Origin of the sequence: Pollutimonas subterranea (assembly GCF_002849655.1) — a bacterium.
Classification (GTDB): domain Bacteria; phylum Pseudomonadota; class Gammaproteobacteria; order Burkholderiales; family Burkholderiaceae_B; genus Pollutimonas; species Pollutimonas subterranea.
Map to the genome: position 1 here is coordinate 1 of NZ_PDNW01000044.1, position 5,226 is coordinate 5,226.

5 protein-coding genes are annotated in these 5,226 nt (G+C 53.4%); 2 read left to right on the plus strand and 3 right to left on the minus strand.

The window, feature by feature from the left end; all coding sequences use genetic code 11:
- Nucleotides 1-428: HupE/UreJ family protein (locus tag CR159_RS21160; RefSeq protein WP_143705475.1), on the plus strand; the 428-nt coding region annotated here is incomplete at its 5' end.
- A 10-nt stretch (nucleotides 429-438) separates the two neighbouring features.
- A complete protein-coding gene (locus CR159_RS21165) occupies nucleotides 439-1,137 on the plus strand; it encodes a hypothetical protein (protein ID WP_102075916.1) in 699 nt (232 codons plus the stop codon).
- 214 nt (nucleotides 1,138-1,351) lie between these two features.
- Here the strand turns inward: CR159_RS21165 and CR159_RS21170 are convergent, their stop codons facing one another.
- The 3 genes from CR159_RS21170 to CR159_RS21185 all read right to left on the minus strand — a co-directional run bounded on the left by CR159_RS21170 (nucleotide 1,352) and on the right by CR159_RS21185 (nucleotide 5,083).
- Nucleotides 1,352-3,085 (minus strand): hypothetical protein, encoded by a 1,734-nt coding sequence (locus CR159_RS21170; protein ID WP_102075917.1) that lies wholly within the window; start codon nucleotides 3,083-3,085, stop codon nucleotides 1,352-1,354.
- A gap of 294 nt (nucleotides 3,086-3,379) precedes the next feature.
- Nucleotides 3,380-4,414 (minus strand): hypothetical protein, encoded by a 1,035-nt coding sequence (locus CR159_RS21180; RefSeq protein WP_143705502.1) that lies wholly within the window; start codon nucleotides 4,412-4,414, stop codon nucleotides 3,380-3,382.
- A gap of 141 nt (nucleotides 4,415-4,555) precedes the next feature.
- Nucleotides 4,556-5,083 (minus strand): Rha family transcriptional regulator, encoded by a 528-nt coding sequence (locus tag CR159_RS21185; RefSeq protein ID WP_158238587.1) that lies wholly within the window; start codon nucleotides 5,081-5,083, stop codon nucleotides 4,556-4,558.
- Nucleotides 5,084-5,226: the final 143 nt, after the last annotated feature.

Sequence of the window (5,226 nt, forward strand, 5' to 3'; positions counted from 1 at the left end):
ACTCCACCACCATGCTGCTTGGTGTGTATTTCAATGTCGGGATCAATAGTTACATCATCGACGCCATCATTGGCTTGTCGGTCGTCTACAAGGCGCTCGACAACATGGGCGCATACCAGCGCTGGCTCGGATTTCAGCCCAATACCAAAGTGGCGACATTGATTTTCGGATTTTTCCACGGCTTTGGCCTGTCTACAAAGATCATCGAATACAACATCTCACCGGATGGCCTGGTTCCCAATCTGCTCGCCTTCAATGTTGGCGTGGAAATTGGGCAATTGCTGGCGCTTGGTGCAATCCTCATCGCCATGAGCTATTGGCGTCGCACAGAGAGCTTCTGGCGCCACGCCTATACAGCCAACGTCGTCATGATGAGCGCAGGCTTCATCCTGATGGGCTATCAAATTACCGGCTATATCGTTTCGTAAAGGATCCAGTATGTACAACACCGACCTTCCACGTCGCGCAGAGTTGCCGACTTCTGAACAACTCAAGCGCTCCACCATTATTGCGGCTATCGCTGCCTTGGTCATTCTTGTGACCGTAGTACTCCCATCCGAATATGCGATCGATCCCACGCGAATCGGCCGCGTGTTGGGCCTAACCGAAATGGGTGAAATCAAGACACAACTTGCAGCCGAATCAGCCGCTGACGCTGCTGCCGATACCGCCGCCAGAGAGGTTACGCAACAGCCGCCTGCGCCCGTCGTTGCATCAAACGCCACTCCTACGGTCAGCCAGGCACCGCAGCCGCCCGCCCCTGTTGCTCAAGCTTCGGGAGCACCATCCAATACACAAGCCAGCGCGGCACCGGCTCAAACCGGCAGATCCGATGAAATAAGTATCACTCTGAAGCCGGGACAAGGGGCTGAGATCAAGCTAGTTATGGCGGCGGGAGCAAAAGCCAATTTTTCCTGGACGGCCAATGGTGCTGTCGTGAACTATGACACGCATGGCGATGGGGGTGGGCGCTCTATTTCCTATGAAAAAGGCCGTGGTGTAGCGAAGGATGAAGGAGTGTTAGACGCAGCATTTGACGGGAACCACGGTTGGTTCTGGCGCAACCGAACTGAATCAGACGTTACGGTGACTCTTCGTACAAATGGGGATTACGCCGAACTCAAGCGCGTAGTTTAGTTTTTTCTTTGATGTATTTTGTTTGGCCTTGATCCGTAATTGTGCATGAAAGGAATTCACTCCTTTCATGCGCAGTGGCCACGCAAATTGTCGTGCTCGATGTCAGTTTTTCTCGATGCGGTCATTACGGCTATCGATATACTCGAAGGGCTGCAATGGGTCGGTTTGAGCCATTAGTGAAAGCCTGAGATCACCTCTTTCGGACGTTAACGACTTACGTTTCGGTAGCTATGCTGCAAGCGAGCCAATCCCTAAGTTCGCGTATCGACGAATTCGCCCGTAGTTTTGGTTGGACGAAAGCCAAGGTTCGTTCTTCGCTTGAATAAGCTGCAAATGGCGTACATACCACCCCAATAATTTCGTCGAATTGGGAGAAGTCGAAGTTCTCGCCGGCCGGCTGGAGCCTCAATTGCGCAACCACTCTCTCCCATGTGACGACCGCGTTATCAACAGTGTCTTGGATGTTTCTTATAACTCGGAATGCGCCTTGGTCATAGTCGCGGCCGTAGATGATGCTCTTGCATGACACGATCAGTAAAGTTCGTCCCTTGACACCGATGGCATCAATATCGGTCAGAATCACCCCTCCTTGACGCAGCCGACGGCCGCGAAAAAACTTCACTTCAGGGGGTGGCGCCCAAGGCGTGCCGTCAATTAGATCCTGGCATTGCAACTCGAACTCTCGGCCTCTCAAATTTCCGGTCAATGGCGAGCGAGCCAGTTCAAGTCGATGCAGCAGCGCTTGTGAGGCGCTAGTGGTGTCAATCAGGAAATTATCGCGAAACCGGCGCAAAACGTTGCCGCTGGAGAGAGGCCACACCGACGGAACGACATCCAGCACTGACTCGCGCCACTCGATAAAGTTTGTTGGCCAAGCGAAGCCCGGCGTCAGCGGTGCCAGTTGCTCGACAATCTCAGCCAGGTGGTGATCGAAAATGTCACGGAGCCGCTCTTCGCCGACGAAGACGTAACCATGCTGGATGATTGAGCAAAACGCCCAAGGTACATGCACACAGATCGCCGGCACCAACACCAGCAATTGGATCAGCGCTGCGATGCCGGACAAGTACTCCGGAACGCCACCCTCTTCACCCATTGGACGCAAAAGACGAACTAATCTAAGCTCGTTTATTACGTGGCGAACCTGCGCAGTCACAACGCAGAGCCCGCCAGCGCCATCTGGATAGGTCACAGGCGCTGGGAAGCTGGGCGCGCATCCCAACGATAGGAATGCTATTGGTTCCCCTATTGCACTCTCATCAATGAGCTTTTCAAAGTCGGGGGCAACAGAGACCAAGCCGAGACCAGCTCCGATAAATTCATGCGAGTAATCGTGCCGGGCGTCGTAAATCCGCATCGCCCGCTCGACGGCCTCGCTGGCCTCGCTCACGAGGATCGGATGACTTGCGTCGAGGATAGCGCCTTTGCCGACGCGTCTGTAAAGTACATGCAGTTGCGACAAGAGCTTTACACGCCCAACATACCGGACGAGGTGGCGAAAGGATGCGTCGTCAACACGAAACGCGACACGCTCGGCCTCGTGACTCACATCGCTCGCCATGAACTGTGATGAAAGCAGTTCCGCCAGGTGTGAGTCGTAGCCGAGCGTGGTTCCGTAAAGACCTTTAAACAGGCTGTCGGGCGCCCGGCGCAGGTACCAAAGCCATCGAACTGCGCCGTAGCCACTGTGTTGCTCAAGAATGTCGGCTTGTGTCAGCGGCATGATCGCCTCAATGTAGTTTGCCGCTTCAAGGCCGGCAAGTTTGCGCTGCGGCGGCGGACACTTTGCGTACACTCGCGAAGCCGTCTCATGCGCGCTTCGGTCGGCAAACTTGCGCCACTCAGTCGACGCATAAAGGGCTTGGAGCTTCTGCGCGGCTGGATCAATCAGTAAAGGTGGCATTCCTTGTCGTCCCATCAGTGGCAATAATTGAAAGGTGTTTAACATGGGAGTCGCTAAGCTCTTCGGAAAGAGCATCTTCCTTCCGGCTTATAGCGAGCAAGCGTTCGACATCATAAATCGCGACAGATCAAAGTTTGAATTTGAACTCGAACCGCTAATTCAGGAAGTCGCTCGTATTGGATATGAAGCAAATACGTCGATCAATGCGAAGTCGCCCTATCATTTCATATACCCTCGGTAGACCTTGAAAACTGCGCACACATTATGCCGCTGCTATACGCCTGTCAGTTTTTTCGCTCATCCAAAACGGCGGTCGCCGAATGCCCTGATTTGATGTTTTCATCCGTTCATTCTGTGGCTGTGCGCGCCGGGTGAAAAATTCCAGCGGTACCGGCTAGCGCGTTTACCTCCACCCCGCTCGGCCAGGGCAATGACGCCATCAGTCACTAACGCCGATAGCAGTTTCGATGCGTCAGTGAAATGGATATTTAGCAGTCCGCCAGCTTGGCGAACACTGATAAAAAACGGTTCTGGATCATGGTGCAAAGCCAAGCGCAGACAAATCTTGACCAGCATGATGCCGTGATGTCCGTACCCCAACGTCTCGATGCCGTCGGGTAGCGGATCGCCGTCCACCCCTTCCAGCACGGTGGCCAAAATTGCACCAGTAGGAAAGCGCACCTTTTCCCAACCCCGAATGAAGTCAGCCCATGTAATACCGAAGTCTTTGGTTCCAATGGCAGGTAGCGCCAATCTATGCCACTCTTGCACGAGTGCGCGAAGCTGCGCGGCAGTCCCATTCGGTATTTCTCCCTTCAAATACCGCGCTAGCTCGAATAGTCGTTTATTCCGCTGGCTTTCTTCGATGGGTATGGTGTGGCAAGGAATACCTACAGAAGAGTACTGAAGATGACTTCTGTCATCCTCTGTAATCCTATGTTCTCTTCTGTTCTCTTCTGTAGGTACCAAGTCATCCGACAAAGAAGTAAAGCCCGGCAGCTCGACAATGGGACCTTCACGTAAGACATGGCCGGTCACTGTGAGATAACGGCTGGTCGAGTAAACCTCTACGCTGATTCCGTCCATGACGCCTTTACAACGCCTTGGCGGCCCTGAAAAACCAAAGCTACGCAATCCCTTTCCTGAAGGCGAGAACTCAACGTAGCCGCACCCTATGCGATCCAGCAAGGCAATCGCTCGCATATCAGGTTTACCACGCTCTACGCAACCGTCGAGATCGATACCAACTAGGCCATCACCGTTTAGCACAAAACCAATGCCTGCACGCTCACCCTCCCTGTAAGCCGTTTTCGCGTTCTCGAAGGAGCCCCATGTGTGCGGGTCGTTCACACTTGCAGGGCTATTAGGCAACATGGGGTCGAATGGCACCTTAGGGCCTGCCCACGTCACCCAACGCGGGTGCTCCCTTAGTGCGGCGGGGATATATTCAAACTTAGGTTTCAGCATAGCTATTACGCTCAAGTTCGCACGCTGCTGTGTAGCGGCTCGATGGGATTACGCATAACGAGCCACCACCAGCGCCTGATGCAACGCCTGCAGCGCCCTTTTCACCGATTGGTAGGCATCCTTATGGTCAAGTGAGGTCGTCATTGCATTGCGAGCCACAATTTGCGCCACAATGAGCATTGCCTTGCAAGGCAAGGGCAAGCCGTGGCGCTGGCCTGATTTGACGCCTAAAGTCTGGTTGATGGCTTTGTTGATGTTCATGTGAACAAAGCGTGCGTTGCGGCTTTCACCAGCCAATCGAGAGATTTCATCGTGCAAGCTGCGATAGGTCGGCAGATACTCATCTTGGTGAACCCCCATAACTTGACGCGCCTCGCGGAATGCTTTCACCAACCCAACTTTGAGTTTCCGTACTCTGGCAGTATTGCGGCTGAATGTCAGCAGTAGATACGCCTGATCCTCGTTTAGGAGGGCATACTTTTCAGGCTGGCCACGTCCCGTGATTTCTCCGGTTTGAAACTGGAGTACTCCAAGCTCGCGAAAGTCAACGACATAGTTCGCCAGCAGTTCACGCACGCTTTGGTGCTGCAAGTGTCAATGGCCATTACTTTTGACCCACTATTGGCCAATAAAATTGACCCACCCATTCTTTGCTAACTGGATGTTTTCTGCTTCAGTCGATAGCTCTCGCCGCCGAGCATAAAGATGTTTGAATGATG

Bases quoted from the DNA above. Each gene is read 5' to 3' on its own strand.
- CR159_RS21165 (WP_102075916.1), top strand. From the start codon at position 439: ATGTACAACACCGACCTTCCACGTCGCGCAGAGTTGCCGACTTCTGAA.
- CR159_RS21170 (WP_102075917.1), bottom strand. From the start codon at position 3,085: ATGTTAAACACCTTTCAATTATTGCCACTGATGGGACGACAAGGAATG.
- CR159_RS21180 (WP_143705502.1), bottom strand. From the start codon at position 4,414: ATGTTGCCTAATAGCCCTGCAAGTGTGAACGACCCGCACACATGGGGC.